Raw genomic sequence first — 14,790 nt, 5'->3', positions numbered from 1 at the left:
CGTATTGACTTTATTAGACCGATCCGTCTAATAAATGCCATGAGCACACAGCCCCAGCCTGAGCCATCGCCCAAGCGGCGGGGCCGCCCCCGGCTCGACCCGGCCCGTTCTGAGACGCGGGCGCGGTTGATCCGGGCAGGGCTCGTGCATCTGACCGAGCGCGGCTATGGCGCGACGGGGGTCGATGAGATTCTGAAGGCATCAAGCGTGCCGCGCGGCAGCTTTTATCACCAGTTTGGCTCCAAGGCCGAATTCGGCGCGGCCCTGATCGAGGCCTATCACAGCTATTTCATTGCCAAGCTGGATCGTGCGCTAAGCGATCCGACGCTTGATCCGCTGGAGCGGTTGCGCGCCTTCACCCGCGATGCGGAGGCTGGGATGGCGCGGCATGATTTCACCCGTGGCTGCCTGATCGGAAACCTTGGCCAAGAGATCGGCGCGCTGCCTGAGCCGTTTCGTGCCCGGTTGATCGCGGTTCTGACTGAGTGGCAGGATCGCACCGCCGCCTGCCTGCACGCAGCGCTTGCGCAAGGGGTACTGCGTGGCGGGCTCGATCCGCAGGCGCTCGCCATACAGTTTTGGACTGGCTGGGAGGGGGCGGTTTTGCGCGCCAAGATGGAACGCAGCGCCCAGCCTTTGCGCCAGTTCGCCGACACGTTCTTCACCCTCATTCAAAACTGACCGGAGGTCCTATGTTCGACGCTATCCTGATTGAGAAAACCGACGACACCCAAAGCGCTTCGCAGACCCAGGTCTCGCCCGAGCAATTGCCCGAAGGCGACGTGCTGGTCGAAATCGCGTACTCGACTCTCAACTATAAAGACGCGCTGGCGATCACTGGGAAAGCCCCGGTCGTGCGCAGCTTTCCGATGGTTCCGGGGATCGATTTCTCGGGCATCGTGCGCGAAAGCGAGCATCCCGACTATAAGCCGGGCGACAAGGTCGTGCTCAATGGCTGGGGCGTGGGCGAGACGCATTGGGGCGGTCTTGCCCGGCAGGCGCGCGTCAAGGGTGACTGGCTGGTGCCGCTGCCCGAGGGGATCTCGCTGCGCCAAGCGATGGTGATTGGTACGGCGGGCTATACGGCGATGCTGTGCGTGATGGCTTTGGCGCGCAATGGCGTGACGCCGGATCAAGGAGAGATTGCGGTGACCGGGGCGGCAGGCGGTGTCGGCTCGGTGGCAATCGCGCTGCTGGCTGCGCGTGGCTACACGGTGAGCGCTGTGACCGGGCGTGCCGATGAGGCCGAGTATCTCAAGGGGTTGGGCGCTACGAATATCGTCGACCGGGCCGAGTTGGCGGGCAAGCCGCGTCCGCTGAACAAGGAACGCTGGGCGGGCGCCGTCGATGTCGCGGGCAGCACGCCTCTGGCCAATCTGCTCTCGATGATCCGCTATGGCGGTACAGTCGCGGCCTGCGGGCTGGCGGCGGGTATGGATCTGCCCGCGAGCGTTGCACCCTTCATCCTGCGTGGGATCACGCTTGCGGGCGTGGACAGCGTGATGTGCCCGCAGCAGACCCGGCGCGAGGCGTGGCGCCTGCTGGAGGCCGAGCTGGATCTCGACCGTCTCGAGGCGATGGCGGTGGAAGTGCCGATGGAGAAGGTCATCGAGACCGCGCCGAAATTCCTCGATGGGCAGATCCGTGGCCGCGTGATCGTGCCGGTTGCGCCAGAGCTTGGCTGAGGGGTTGGCATCAAGCGGTATAAACCGCCGACCGATGCGCAAAGCCCGGTTGCCTCAGGGCCTCTGAGCGGCGCTTGAGAAAACGGGCCGGAGAGGGGTGTCTCTCCGGCCCGCACCTGTCACACGGACAGGCAGATATATTTCATCTCAAGGAAGTCTTCGACGCCGTGATGCGACCCCTCGCGGCCAAGGCCCGATTGCTTGACCCCGCCAAAGGGTGCGACCTCGGTCGAGATGAGGCCCGTGTTCACGCCGACGATCCCGTATTCAAGACCTTCCTGCACGCGCGTGATCCGGCCCACATCGCGGGCGTAGAAATAGCTCGCAAGACCGAAGATCGTGGCATTGGCCAGCTCGATCGCGTCCTCTTCCTTCTCGAATTTGAAGAGCGGTGCCACGGGGCCGAAGGTCTCTTCGGTCGAGACTTTCATTTCCTGCGTTACCCCGGTCAGCACCGTCGGCTCGAAGAACGTGCCGCCCATTTCATGCCGGTGGCCGCCGGTCACGATCTGGCCGCCACCATCAAGCACATCCTTGATGTGGCTTTCGACCTTCTCAACCGCCTTTTCCGAGATCAGCGGTCCGGCATCGGTGCCCTCGCTCAGACCGTCACCCACTTTGAGCGCGCGGACCGCATCGGCGAGTTTCTCGGCGAAGGCATCATAGACGCCTGCCTGCACATAGATGCGGTTGGCGCAGACGCAGGTCTGGCCGTTGTTGCGGAATTTCGACGCCATCGCGCCTTTGACCGCCTCGTCGAGATCGGCGTCGTCGAATACGATGAAGGGCGCGTTGCCGCCCAGCTCCATCGAGCATTTCATCACCTGATCGGCGGCCTGACCCAGCAGGATGCGGCCCACCTCGGTTGAGCCGGTGAAGGTCAGTTTGCGCACGGTCGGATTCTCGCAGAACTCCTTGCCGATATCAGAGGCCTTGTTCGAGGTGACGACCGAGAACAGCCCCTTGGGCATGCCTGCACGTTCGGCCAGCACCGCCATTGCCAGCGCCGAAAGCGGGGTCTCGGATGCCGGGCGCGCGACGAAGCCGCAACCCACGGCAAGTGCGGGTCCCGCCTTGCGGGCGATCATCGCGTTGGGGAAATTCCAAGGCGTGATCGAGCCCACGACGCCAATCGGCTGTTTGATCACCGAGATCCGCTTGTCGGGCTGGTGGCCGGGGATCGTCTCGCCATAGATCCGCTTGGCCTCTTCGCCAAACCATTCGATGAAGCTTGCGCCATAGGCGATCTCGCCCTTGGCCTCGGCCAGCGGTTTGCCCATCTCGGCGGTCAAGATAGCGCCCAGATCGTCTTGGTTCTCCATCATCAGGTCGAACCATTTGCGCATCACCTGCGCACGCTCCTTGGCGGTGCGCGCCGCCCAGGCCTTCATCGCGATGCGGGCAGCCTCGATTGCGCGGGCGGTCTCGGCGCGGCCCATATCGGGGACGGTGCAGATCACGTCGCCGCGCGCGGGGTTGCGGACCTCGAAGGTGGTCTTGTCATCGGCATCGACCCATTCGCCCGCGACATAGGCTTTGGTCACCAGCAGCGACGGGTCTTTGAGCATCGAATTCAGATCGGTTTTGTCGTCAAGCATAGGGTCCTCCGTGAAGATCGACGTGTTACCGGGTCAAGTCCCGCCCGTCCTTCATGTTCCATAAAGCTTTTGCCAGCTCGGTTGCAGATCACCCGGGCTCGCGCTTGCCTCATAGATGGCGCGCGCAATCGCGCGGGCAAGCACGCAGGCCGCTGCATGGCCCAGCTGGAACGTGTCGCGCAGCGGATCGGCCAGCGGCCTGTCTCCGGTGGCTGCGGCAAAGATCAGATCGCCATCGAGCGGCGTGTGCGAGGGGTGGATCGCGCGCGCCATCCCGTCATGGGCCGCCGTCGCCATTCGGGTGGCCTGCGGCTGGTTCAGTGCGGCATCGGTTGCGATAATGGCGATGGTGGTGGCCTCGCCCATTCGCTTGGTGGGTTCGGGCTCAAACTCGGGGGCGAAGTGCTGCGCAGCACCGCGCCCGCCAAATTCCGCCTCCAGCTCCCACGGGGCGGCCCAGAAATGACCCTGCGCATCAGCCGTGACCGAGCCGAGCGCATTCACGGCGACCAATGCGCCAATCGTATAGCCGCTCTCAAGCACCGCCGAGGCCGATCCGAGCCCGCCCTTGAGCGTGCCGGTCATCGCACCAAACCCGGCGCCGGCGCTGCCAAGATCGAACCGCGTGTGCGCGGCGTCGAGCGCCTGACGCCCGAGCGCGGGGTAGGGGCTGTCTTGCCAGTCCTTGGCGCCGCCATTGGCGAGATCGAAGAGGATTGCGCCGGGCACGATCGGGACGCGCTGCGCGCCCACCGCAAAGCCCCGGCCCTGCGCGCGCAGCCCCGCCATAACCCCGTCACAGGCGCCCAGACCAAAGGCCGAGCCGCCTGAGAGAACCAGCGCATCGACCTCTTGCACCAGCCGGTCCGGGGCCAGCAGATCGGTCTCGCGCGTGCCGGGCGCGCCGCCCATCACATGCACGGCGGCGGTGAAGGGGCGCGCGCCGGTCAGCACGCTTACACCCGAGCGCAGCGCAGAATCATGGGCATTGCCCACGCGCAGACCGGCCACATCGGTAATCAGGTTTCTTGCTCCGGGTTTCATCTGTCCTCAGCTGTCAGGATCGGGGCGGCATACCACGCCCAGAGCACCCGCAATCGCGCCTGAAGGCAAGCCCCAACCCGAGGCGCTCAACCCTGCAGCCAATGCGCGGGAATGCGTGGCGTCGCGGCGATCAGCTGGCGCGTATAGGGGTGCTGTGGGGCGGAGAAGAGATCTTCGGTCCGCCCCTCTTCGACGATCTGGCCCGCCCGCATGACCATGCAGCGCGAGGTGACCGCGCGGACCACCGAGAGGTCATGCGAGATGAAGAGATAGGCCAGATCATGCACTGCCTGCAGATGGCTGAGCAGGTCGAGCACCTGCGCGCGGACCTGCACATCAAGCGCCGAGACCGCCTCGTCGAGCACGATCAGCTTGGGCCGGATGATCAGCGCACGGGCGATCGCGATGCGCTGACGCTGGCCGCCGGAAAACTCGTGGATGAAGCGGGCGCCATCATTGGGCGACAGGCCGACCTCGCGCAGCGCTTCGGCCACGCGGTCGCGCCAATCCTCGGGGCGGCCGGTGAGGTGGAAGGGCTCGGCCACCAGCCGTTCCACTTTCTGACGGGGGTTGAACGAGCCGTAGGGATCTTGAAACACCACCTGCATATCGGCGCGGCGCGCGGCGGGCATCTTTGGATGAACCGGCTGGCCGTTCAGCGTGATTGCGCCCGATTGCAGCGGGTCGAGGCCGAGGATCGCGCGCGTCAGGGTCGATTTCCCGCAGCCCGATTCGCCGACCAACCCCAGCGATTCCCCGCTGCGAAGGGTGAAGCTCACGCCGTCGACGGCGTTCAAAAGCGGCGCCGGGGAGAAGGGTTGGGGGCGCGGCAGCCGATAGCTGCGGGTGACATTCTCGACCCGCAAAAGATCGCTGGCCAGCGGGCGGCGGGCCTGCGCCGGGCGATGCGTGGAAGCCGCCAGAAGGGCGCCCGTATAGGGGGATTTCGGCGCGCGAAACAGTGTCTCCGTTGGGCCGCTCTCGACGATTTCGCCCGCCTGCAGCACCGCGACCCGGTCGGCCATCGCGGCCACAACGGCAAGATCATGGGTGATCAGGATCAGCGCCATCCCTTCCTCGCGCGCGAGATCATAGAGCAGGCCCAGCACCTCGTCCTGCGTGGTGACATCAAGCGCCGTGGTGGGCTCATCTGCGATCAGCAGCTTGGGATGCAGCGCAATCGCCATCGCGATGGCCACGCGCTGACGCTGCCCGCCCGACAGCTCATGCGGATAGAGCGTCAGCGGGAAGCGGGATGCGGGCAGCCCCACCCGCGCAAGCGTGTCGCGGGCCACCTCTAGGGCTGCCGCGCGGGGCATCTTTTCATGCAGAGTAAGCGTCTCGGCCACCTGATCGCCGATGGTCATCATCGGGTTGAGCGCGCTCATCGGTTCTTGAAAGATCATCGCGATGTCGCGTCCGCGCAACCGGCACATCTGGCGCTCCGAGCGGTGGCGCAGGTTCAGCCCGCCCAGAAGGATATCGCCCGAGATCCGCGCGCGCGGCGGCAACAGCCGCATTGCTGCCAGCGCCGTCATCGACTTGCCAGAGCCGCTTTCGCCGACAAGCCCGAGAATCTCGCCGGGTTTCACCGAGAGCGTGACGTCGCGCAAGATCTGCGCCTTGCCGATCTGCAATGTGAGGTGGTCAAGCGATAGCAGGCTCATGCGGACCGACCTTTCAGCCGCGGATCAAGCGCATCGCGCAGCCCGTCGCCCAGAAGGTTGAGCCCCAGCACGGTGAGCACGATGGCAAGCCCCGGCATGATCGCGACATGGGGGGCGATGGTGACCATCGTCTGGGCCTCGGCCAGCATCCGGCCCCAGCTTGGCGTGGGCGGCTGCGCGCCAAGGCCGACATAGCTGAGCCCGGCTTCGGCCAGAATGCCAAGGCTGAACTGGATCGTGCCCTGAACGATCAGCAGATTGGCGATATTGGGCGCGATATGCTCCGCCGAGATCCGGGCGCGGCCCTTGCCCGACACTTGGGCTGCGCGAATATAGTCGAGCTGCCAGAGCGATAGCGCGCCTGCGCGCGCGACCCGGGCAAAGACGGGGATGTTGAAGATCCCGATGGCGATGATCGCATTGGTGGCCGACGGTCCGAAGGTTGCGGTGATCAGGATCGCAATCACGAGGGCCGGGAAGGCAAAGATCAGATCATTGGCGCGCATGATCAGCTCATCGATCCAACGCCCACGCATCGCGGCTGCCGCCAATCCCAGCGGCACACCCAGCCCGGCACCGATCACCACGGCCACCAGCGCCACGGCCAGCGAGGTCCGGGCACCCGCCATCAGCATCGAGGCAATGTCGCGCCCGAAATGATCCGTCCCGAGCCAATGTGCAGCCGAGGGCGATTGCAGCTTATGCGCGATGTCGAGGGCCGTGACGTCATAGGGCGTCCAGACCAGCGAGATCAAGGCGGCCAGAACTGCGCCGCCGCTGAGCAGCGCGCCGATCCACAGCGAGAATTTCATGCGCGTCTCCTGAGCCTCGGATCGACCGCCGCATAGGCGAGATCGGTCAGGAAATTGACGACAATCACCGCGAAGACAAGCACCATCACCACGGATTCGACAACGATCAGGTCGCGTTGGGTGATCGCCTGAAAGATCAGCCGCCCCAGACCCGGCAGGTAGAACACGTTTTCGATGATGATCGCGCCCGCCAGCAGGAACGAGAATTGCAGCCCCAGAATGGTCAGCACCGGGATCAGCGCATTGCGCAGCGCGTGCCGGGTGAGGGCGCGCGACCGGCTGAGCCCCTTGGCGCGTGCACTGCGGATATAGTCCTGATCCAGCGTCTCGATCAGGGCAGAACGCAGCACCCGCGTCAGGATCGCTGCTTGCGGCAGGGCCAGCGAGATCGCGGGCAGGGTCAGTGCGCGCAGGGCCCCCAAGGGATGGCTCCATCCGGGAAAGCCTCCGGCGGGGAAGATTTGCCAATGCACGGCCAGCAGCAGCACCAGCAGCATCGCGAACCAGAAATTGGGCACGGCGATTCCCAGTTGCGTGCCCGCCATAACCGTCCCGTCGCTGAATCGTCCGCGCCGGGATGCGGCAAAAAGTCCCATCGGTAGTGCCAAGGCCACAGACAAGGCCAGCGCGATCACGGCCAGAGGCAGCGAAACACTCAGCCGCTCGGCGATGAGCGATGCGACCGGCACCTTATAGGTGAAGGATTGGCCAAAATCTCCCGTAAGCATGCCGCCCGCCCAATGCAGGTAGCGCCAGATAAGTGGTTGATCGAGCCCCATTTGTGTGCGCAAGGCGGCCAGTGTATCGGGGGCTGCATTGACCCCCAGCATGAAACTTGCAGGATCGCCGGGTACGCCTTCGACCAGCGTGAAGATCACGACGCTTGCCACCCAGAGGCTGGCCAATAGCACGAAAAAGCGGCGGATCAGATATTGGCGCATGGGTGTCAAGGTCCGTCGGGGCGACCCTTTCGTCAAGGGGCGGGGTGCGCAACAATGGGCCGATCACATTCATGTTAGTGTGAGTGTAGGGAACTTTGCTCTATCTCAAGCATTGCGCAGAGGATATGGGGTGTCGAAACACACCCGCAGACAGAACAGGAATGCCAAGTGATCGCGAGTTTAACGACGCCGAAGCGTGTAACCCGTTCCATTTTGATGATTGCCGCACTTGGTGCGCTCTCTGCCTGTGCCGGGCAGCCGCAGCAATACGCGCCGCCGACGCAGTCGAGTAAAACGGTCCCCGCAATTTATCAAGCGCGCGAAGATGATGGGAAAGAGATCAAGGCGATCAATCCCGCATATCTCGTCGAGCGTAACCGTCGCCAGATCGTGCCCTATCACGGCCCCGAAGCCGTCGGGACGATCGTAATCGACCCCTATGCGCGGTTCCTTTACTATATCACCGCACCGGGCAAGGCAGAGCGCTATGGCGTGGCCGTTGGGCGTGAGGGCAAGGGCTTTGCCGGTACGGCCGAGATCAAGCGCAAGCAGGAATACCCGAGCTGGACGCCGACGCAGAACATGATCAAGGAAGATCCTGATCTCTATGGTCCGCTCAAGGACGGTCTGCCGGGCGGTCTGGACAACCCGCTGGGCGCCCGCGCGCTCTATCTTTATAAGAACGGCAAGGATACCTATTACCGGATCCACGGCACGATGGACCCGTCCTCCATCGGGCGGGCCACTTCGGCTGGCTGTATCCGCCTGTTCAACCAAGACATCATCGACCTTTTCAACAAGGTCCCGCTGGATACGCCGGTGAAAGTGCGCAACCGCGAGGAAAGCCTCGAGATGGAGGGGCCGGTCGTGCAGCTTCACTCGGGCTATGTGGTTTCGGCCTATAATCAAGTTGCGATCAATGCCGACGAAGAGGCCTATAAGGCTGGTCGGATCCCCGATCAGAGCAAGGTCGAGCAAGAGCAGCATCAGGCTTCGGTCGCGCTGGCCGAGCAGGTTGGTGGGTCGGGCGAGAACGCTCGGTCCTCCGTCGATTGCAGCTATGATGGCACTGGCACCTGCTCTGACATCGGTACGATGAACAACTGAGCGCGCTCAACCACGTCGCCACAAAAAAACCGCCCGGATGGCCTGAGGCCTCCGGGCGGTTTGCATTGCGGCTGTGCCCGTTGAGGGGGGTCACTCGTCCCAGTAGACCTGTGTCAGATCATTCGCCTGCGTGGGGGCGTTTTTCCAGAGCCCTTCGATCTTGGCATTCGCGACCCCGATCTTGGGCAATTGGAACAGAAAGGCGTTGGCATAGTCCTCGGCGAGGATGCGTTGGGCCTGTTGCAAAAGCTCGGTGCGTTTGTCCGGGTCGCTTGTGCCCTCCAGCTCTTGCATCACCGCATCGAATTTCGGGCTGTTGTAGCCGAAATAATAGTCCGGGCGGGCGTAGATGCCGATATCCATGGGCTCGGTATGGCTGACCACGGTGAGGTCGAAATCGTGCCCCTTGAACACTCGTTCCAGCCAATCGGCCCATTCCATGTTGGTGATTTTCGTCTGGATGCCGACAGCAGCCAGCTCGGCCTGAATGATTTCGCCCGAGCGGCGCGCATAGGAGGGCGGCGGCAAGGCCATCCGCAAGGTGAGATCGCTCACCCCGGCCTCTTTCAGCAAAGCTTTCGATTCCGCGGGGTCATAGTTCGAGAGCGCCGTCAGATCGACATAGGCCGGGTTATGCGGCGCGAAATGGGTGCCAATCGGGGTGCCATAGCCAAACATCGCGCCATTGATGATGTCGGCGCGATTGAGCGCATGGGCGATTGCCGCGCGCACGCGCGTGTCGTTGAGCGGCGGATTGCGCTCGTTCATCGCGAGGATCGTCTCGCCCTCGGTCGAGCCGATGATCAGCTTGAAGCGCGGATCGGCCTTGAACTGCGCGGCCGTCTCGGGCGCGGGATAGTTCGGAAAGGCATCCACATCGCCCGCCATCAGAGCGGAAAACGCAGCCGTTGGATCCGAGATGAACCGGAATGTCGCCTCGCGCAGTTTTGGCGGCTGGCCCCAATACCCCTCATAGGCCGATAGCGTCACATGATCACCCTTTGCCCAGTCCTTGAACATGAACGGGCCGGTCCCGATGGGATGGGTTGCGTTATCTGCCGCGCTTTCGGGCGCGACCATGACCGCATCGCCCCAAGCGAGCTTGAAAGGCAGTGCGCCGTCGGGCGCCTTGAGCGTGACCTCAACCGTTAGCGGGTCAATCACCGTGACTTGCTCGATCCCCGCGAAAAGTTGCTTTTGCGCATTGACGCTGTCATCCGCACGCGCCCGGTCGAGCGAGAATTTCACGTCCTTTGCATCAAAGCGCGAGCCATCCTGAAAGGTCACGCCCTCCTGCAGATGGAAGGTGTAGCGCGTGCCATCCTCCGAGACATCCCAGCTTTTCGCCAGATCAGGCCGGATCGATCCATCTGGCCCAAATCGGGTCAGCCCCTGAAAGACATTGGCATAGACGACCTCGTCGATGGCGGCGGCTGCACCTGCGGTCGGGTCGAGGTTCGGTGGCTCGAGCACCATGCCAATCGTGATCGTATCGCGCGCAGCCCAAGCGCTGGCGGTCGAGAGCAGAAGGGCCGCAACAGCGGTGAGAAGGCGTGGCATCATGATATGCGCTCCGATTTCCGTGACCCCGCGATGATCACCGTGATCGCGCGGCGCATCAAGTCTTGTGGCACAAAGCGTTTCGGGATGTGTCAGGTGGGACGCCGCTTTGCCCCAAAGGTGTCTTTCCATGTGCCTTTGTGCCCGCTAGGTATTTGTCGGCAAGCAGGGAGGACGACAGATGAGCGCCACAGGACAAACCCGGCAATTGATGCCCGCTGATATCGCCGCGATGAAAGGGGGCGAGCCGGTCGTCTGTCTGACCGCCTACACGACGCCCGTGGCCAAGCTGGTGGATGCGCATTGCGATCTCGTTCTGGTCGGAGACTCGGTAGGGATGGTGCTGCATGGCCTGCCCTCGACGCTGGGCGTCACCCTGGAGATGATGGTGATGCACGGGCAGGCGGTGGCGCGCGGGCTGAGCCAAGCGCTGATGGTGATCGACATGCCTTTCGGCTCTTATGAGCAAAGCCCGCAGCAGGCCTTTGCCAATGCAGCCCGGCTGATGGCCGAGACCGGGGCCGCTGCGGTGAAGCTGGAAGGCGGCCGCCACATGGCCGAGACGATTGCCTTTCTCGTCGCGCGCGGCGTGCCGGTAATGGCGCATATTGGCCTCACGCCGCAATCGGTCAACACGCTGGGCGGCTACAAGGTGCAGGGGCGCGGTGCCGAGGGTGCGCGCCGCATGATCGCGGATGCGCGCGCCATCGAAGAGGCGGGTGCCTTCTCGGTCGTGCTTGAGAAAGTCCCGCAGGGGCTGGCTCGCGATATCACGGATGCGCTGTCGATCCCGACCGTGGGCATCGGCGCGGGCGCGGGCTGCGATGGTCAGGTCTTGGTCGTCGATGACATGCTGGGCCTGTTCACCGAGTTCAAACCCAAATTCGTCAAACGCTTCGGGGAGCTGGGCGTGGATGCGGAAGCGGCGGTTGCCGATTATGCCCGCGAAGTGCGCGCCCGCAGTTTCCCCGGCCCCGAACATGTCTTTGCCGATGAGGTGAAAAAATGACCGAGATTATCCGCACGGCGGAGGCGCTGCGCGAGAAGGTCGCGGGCTGGAAACGCTCGGGGATGCTGGTGGGGGTCGTGCCCACGATGGGGGCGCTGCACGAGGGCCATCTGAGCCTTGCCCGGGCCGCCCGCGCGCAGTCGGATCGGGTGATCGTGACGGTTTTCGTCAACCCGATGCAGTTCAACAATGCGTCCGATCTTGAGACCTATCCGCGCAGCGAAGCGCAGGATCTGGCGCTTCTGGAGGCGGAGGGGGTCGATGTGCTCTTCGCGCCCGGCGTCGATGAGGTCTATCCGGAGGGGTTTGCGACCACCGTGTCGGTCAGCGGCATCACCGAGCCGCTGGAGGGCGCGTTTCGTCCCGGCCATTTCGACGGGATGGCCACGGTCTGCACCAAGCTCTTTGGGATGACGCAGGCGGGGCGTGCTTTCTTTGGCGAAAAAGACTGGCAGCAATTGCAGGTCGTCCAGCGCTTCGTGCGCGATCTCAATATCCCCGTGCGGATCATCGGCTGCCCGACGATCCGCGAAGAGGATGGCTTGGCGATGTCGTCGCGCAATCTGCTGCTCGGCCCCACAGACCGGGCGCTGGCGCCGCTGTTGCACCGAGAAATGCAGGCGGCGGCAACGCAGCTGCGCGCAGGTGCGCAGGCCCAGCCGGTGCTGGATGAGGCGAAAGCCACGCTGCTGGCGGCCGGGTTTCGCGATATCGACTATTTCGAACTGCGCAGCGTCGACGGCCTCCGTCCTGCCTCCGATCTGTCTCAGCCCGTCCGGCTGCTTGCCGCGCTCTGGCTGGGCGATGTGCGCTTAATCGATAATATTGCCGTGTAGCCCCGCCCTCCCGGGCCCAGCGAAAGGATCGCCATGACCACCCCCCTGAAGGACGAAGAACGCAAGCGGCTTGAGATGTCGGTGCTGATGACGCCTGAGATGGCGAATTTCTCGGGCAAGGTGCATGGCGGCGCGCTTCTGGCATGGCTCGACCGCGTGGCTTTCTCGCTCGCTTCGCGCTACTCGCAGCAATATGCAGTGACGCTGTCGGTCGATCAGGTGACCTTCCAGCAACCGATCAACGTGGGCGAGCTGGTGCGGTTTCGCGCAAGCGTGAACCATACCGGGCGGTCCTCGATGGAGATCGGGATCAAGGTTGAGGCCGAGAATATCCGCGCGGGCACCTTCCGCCACACCAATAGCTGCTACTTTACAATGGTGGCCGTGGATGATGACGGCAAACCGGTCGCCGTGCCCAAGCTGGTGCCAGAGACGCCAGAGGAAAAGCACCGCTGGCGCGCCTCGGAACTGCGCCGCGAGCTTCGTCGCGAATTCGCAGCCAAGATGGAGGCAGCGGCGGATCACGGCGAGGGGTAGGCCGCGCTCCTTGAACATGCCAAGCGCGCTGTGCCGTGCGGCGTGACGGGTTTGGGAATACAGGTCGCGCAGGACATAGCCCGCAGCTGGCCTCGGCAAGGGCGCGCCTGTTGCCGAGGCCAGCCGCGGGGGGTGAGTGTCTCACTGCCCTCTCAAGGACACGGCGCGCCCGATCCTTTATGCCCCCAAGAGCCGCCACATGAGCGCCACAATGTGCTGAATTTGTTGCCCTCTCGCAACAAATTTCAATGCATTGAACACCTTAGCACCCTTCTCCTCTGATCGCAGTTTGCGCCAATCACGGCTGCGTGCTCAGATGTGATCGTGCGTGATTTTTCTGCGCATCCTTCTTGAGACGGGGCGAACCCATCGCCTTTTTCGCGCAATTGATAATTTGATGGATTGAACGGTTATGGCTTTGAAAAAGATGTCGTTGCGGGGCTATCTGCAAAACCAGTTTTTGATATGCGATACCAAGCGCCCGGACTTTCCCGATGCAGATGTCACTTTCGGGCGCTGGTCACTTTATCTCGGGCAGAGCCTATCCGTGGCGCGTCTCCTCAACCCGGATCGTTCGACCTTCGGCTATGTGTTCGGAATTGCGGTCGACTCGGATGGCGAGTTTCTTGAGGGGGGCTATCATGATGCTCCCTCGCCTGAGCGCGCCGGGTGGCCTGCGTTCGAGCAGTGGATCGAGTCCTTGACCGGACGTTGGGGCGCGCTTGTTACCGATCAGGGCGCGACGCGGTTTTATACCGATCCAAGCGGGTCAATCGGGGCGGTCTATGATCGCAACAGCCGTAGTCTTGCCGCCTCGCTTGGGCTGTGCCTGACCAGAGAGGTCGTCGATCATCCCGATTACGATCATTCCGCTGTCGAAGAGCGGGGCGGGCGCTACACCCTCTTTGATACGCGCGATGCGACGGCGCGCCGGATGAATCCAAACTGCTATCTCGACCTGAGCGACTTCTCCGAGACCCGCTACTGGCCGCGCCCCGAGAGCATTGCGCTGCATAATGGACGGCTCGCGGACAGCTATGACTTGCTTCAGGAGCGCACAGAGAAGGTGATGACCGCCATCGCGCATCGTCGCCGGGCTTGGCTGCCTTTGACCGGGGGACAGGACAGCCGGTTGCTGCTGGCGATGGCCGGGCGCGCGCTTGAGAAGATCGAGAGCGGCTTTGCGCATGTCTCGAACTACGCCAATCGGCGGGATGCGGCCATTGGCGAGCGCCTAGCGGCCCGCATGGGGTTTGCTTTCGAGCGGCACGATTATCGGGACCATAAGACAAAGAAGCGCCGGGCCGAGGTGGATGTCGCGAATTTCCACGCCGGTCTCGGGTTTCCGATGAAAGCGCCTTCGGAACTGGACAACGGGCTTCATTTGAAACTGCCCGCAGGGGCTGTGATCTTTCGCGGCCATCAGACAGGTTTGTTGCGGGCTGTTTTTTCAGAGCGCATCGGCGCTCAGGCGCGCAGACGTCTGCCCTGGCAGGTGCGGCGCCTCTTGGCTGTTCCGCGCCCGGAATTCGACTCATCGGTGCATAGGCGCTTTCGAGGGCGCTATTGGGCGTGGCTCAACGCCTTGCCGCCTTGCGCCGAGGCCAACTCGACCGATCTGATGATGCTGGAGATCTTCTACCCCTCCTCCGTCGGCGCGATCTTTCCGGCTTGGCAGCGCACCTTCCTGATGTCTCCGTTCAACGGACGTCAACAGTTGGGCATCGTGCTCGCAATGGATGAGGAATATCGCCGGGGCAGCCATCCGGTGCACGATATTGTCGAACGTTTCGCGCCGCAGCTCAACGACATCCCTTTCGATTACGAGCTGCCCGCGAAGCTGGGAACACTCTACGATCCCGACCATATGGCGCAGGTAACGCAGGCACGGCGCGAGGCCACCTCTGAGCGGGCTTGGACCTTGGCTGAGCCAGAATGGCAGGTCGAGCAGCGCAGGCGCGCCTGACAAAAAAAGGGCGACCCCAGCGGGGCCG

13 protein-coding genes are annotated in these 14,790 nt (G+C 63.5%); 7 read left to right on the top strand and 6 right to left on the bottom strand.

Annotation, left to right across the window (positions count from 1 at the left end; genetic code table 11):
• Nucleotides 1-39: 39 nt before the first annotated feature.
• Nucleotides 40-681 carry an acrylate utilization transcriptional regulator AcuR gene (acuR, locus tag DL1_RS11720; RefSeq protein WP_038066322.1) on the top strand — a complete coding sequence of 214 codons (642 nt, stop codon included), beginning with the start codon at nt 40-42 and terminating at the stop codon, nt 679-681.
• A gap of 11 nt (nt 682-692) precedes the next feature.
• A complete protein-coding gene (gene acuI, locus DL1_RS11715; RefSeq protein WP_038066317.1) occupies nt 693-1,685 on the top strand; it encodes an acrylyl-CoA reductase (NADPH) in 993 nt (330 codons plus the stop codon).
• A gap of 119 nt (nt 1,686-1,804) precedes the next feature.
• On the opposite strand, the gene DL1_RS11710 is transcribed toward acuI, so the two are convergent.
• The 5 genes from DL1_RS11710 to DL1_RS11690 all read right to left on the bottom strand — a co-directional run bounded on the left by DL1_RS11710 (nt 1,805) and on the right by DL1_RS11690 (nt 7,747).
• Complete coding sequence (locus tag DL1_RS11710; protein WP_038066314.1) at nt 1,805-3,283, bottom strand: NAD-dependent succinate-semialdehyde dehydrogenase; 1,479 nt, start codon at nt 3,281-3,283, stop codon at nt 1,805-1,807.
• A gap of 51 nt (nt 3,284-3,334) precedes the next feature.
• The gene (locus tag DL1_RS11705) at nt 3,335-4,327 is read right to left on the bottom strand and encodes a P1 family peptidase (protein WP_038066312.1); all 993 of its coding nucleotides are present in this window, start codon (nt 4,325-4,327) and stop codon (nt 3,335-3,337) included.
• 86 nt (nt 4,328-4,413) lie between these two features.
• Nucleotides 4,414-5,994 carry an ABC transporter ATP-binding protein gene (locus DL1_RS11700; RefSeq protein WP_038066308.1) on the bottom strand — a complete coding sequence of 527 codons (1,581 nt, stop codon included), beginning with the start codon at nt 5,992-5,994 and terminating at the stop codon, nt 4,414-4,416.
• Entirely contained in the window at nt 5,991-6,806 is an 816-nt protein-coding gene (locus DL1_RS11695) for an ABC transporter permease (protein ID WP_038066306.1), read from the bottom strand. Before DL1_RS11695 ends, DL1_RS11700 begins: the two co-directional genes overlap by 4 nt.
• Entirely contained in the window at nt 6,803-7,747 is a 945-nt protein-coding gene (locus DL1_RS11690) for an ABC transporter permease (RefSeq protein WP_038066303.1), read from the bottom strand. Before DL1_RS11690 ends, DL1_RS11695 begins: the two co-directional genes overlap by 4 nt.
• A gap of 168 nt (nt 7,748-7,915) precedes the next feature.
• Between DL1_RS11690 and DL1_RS11685 the strand changes: the two genes are divergently transcribed.
• A complete protein-coding gene (locus tag DL1_RS11685) occupies nt 7,916-8,854 on the top strand; it encodes a L,D-transpeptidase (protein WP_248642588.1) in 939 nt (312 codons plus the stop codon).
• Between the two features lie 90 nt (nt 8,855-8,944).
• Here the strand turns inward: DL1_RS11685 and DL1_RS11680 are convergent, their stop codons facing one another.
• A complete protein-coding gene (locus tag DL1_RS11680; RefSeq protein WP_038066437.1) occupies nt 8,945-10,417 on the bottom strand; it encodes an ABC transporter substrate-binding protein in 1,473 nt (490 codons plus the stop codon).
• A gap of 178 nt (nt 10,418-10,595) precedes the next feature.
• Here DL1_RS11680 and panB point away from each other — a divergent pair, with 178 nt between their 5' ends.
• The 4 genes from panB (at nt 10,596) to DL1_RS11660 (ending at nt 14,762) form a co-directional block, all read left to right on the top strand.
• Nucleotides 10,596-11,423, top strand: coding sequence for a 3-methyl-2-oxobutanoate hydroxymethyltransferase (gene panB / locus DL1_RS11675; protein ID WP_038066301.1), 828 nt, complete (start codon nt 10,596-10,598; stop codon nt 11,421-11,423).
• On the top strand, nt 11,420-12,259 hold the full coding sequence (panC, locus tag DL1_RS11670) for a pantoate--beta-alanine ligase (protein ID WP_038066299.1): 840 nt from the start codon (nt 11,420-11,422) through the stop codon (nt 12,257-12,259). Before panB ends, panC begins: the two co-directional genes overlap by 4 nt.
• Before the next feature lie 33 nt (nt 12,260-12,292).
• Nucleotides 12,293-12,796 (top strand): acyl-CoA thioesterase, encoded by a 504-nt coding sequence (locus DL1_RS11665; RefSeq protein WP_038066297.1) that lies wholly within the window; start codon nt 12,293-12,295, stop codon nt 12,794-12,796.
• Between the two features lie 412 nt (nt 12,797-13,208).
• The gene (locus DL1_RS11660) at nt 13,209-14,762 is read left to right on the top strand and encodes a hypothetical protein (RefSeq protein WP_038066296.1); all 1,554 of its coding nucleotides are present in this window, start codon (nt 13,209-13,211) and stop codon (nt 14,760-14,762) included.
• Nucleotides 14,763-14,790: the final 28 nt, after the last annotated feature.

It is taken from the genome of Thioclava dalianensis, from assembly GCF_000715505.1.
Classification (GTDB): Bacteria; Pseudomonadota; Alphaproteobacteria; order Rhodobacterales; family Rhodobacteraceae; genus Thioclava; species Thioclava dalianensis.
This window is presented reverse-complemented; position numbering and strand designations above follow the sequence as displayed.